Annotated in this window: 1 tRNA gene and 1 rRNA gene; both read left to right on the top strand. The window is 39.0% G+C overall.

The window, feature by feature from the left end:
- Nucleotides 1–50, top strand: a 16S ribosomal RNA gene (locus LQ673_RS14730); the annotation flags it as partial.
- A 91-nt stretch (nt 51–141) separates the two neighbouring features.
- Nucleotides 142–218, top strand: a tRNA-Ile gene (locus LQ673_RS14725).
- Nucleotides 219–315: the final 97 nt, after the last annotated feature.

Below are 315 nucleotides of genomic sequence, written 5' to 3'. Positions count from 1 at the left end.
AGTCGTAACAAGGTAGCCGTATCGGAAGGTGCGGCTGGATCACCTCCTTTCTAAGGATATTACGGAATGACCATTAGGTCATGGAATAACGGAGACATATTGTATTCAGTTTTGAATGTTTATAACATTCAACTTAAGAATGGGCCTATAGCTCAGCTGGTTAGAGCGCACGCCTGATAAGCGTGAGGTCGATGGTTCGAGTCCATTTAGGCCCACCATTTTAAATTGCACATTGAAAACTAGATAAGTAAGTAAAATAGATTTTACCAAGCAAAAAACCGAGTGAATTTTTAACGAAATTCAACAAGCTTAATA

It is taken from the genome of Mammaliicoccus sp. O-M54 (assembly GCF_022386035.1).
In the GTDB taxonomy this organism is placed as follows: Bacteria; Bacillota; Bacilli; order Staphylococcales; family Staphylococcaceae; genus Mammaliicoccus; species Mammaliicoccus sciuri_A.
Note: the sequence above shows the minus strand (reverse complement) of the source record. Positions and strands in the feature narration are given on the sequence as shown.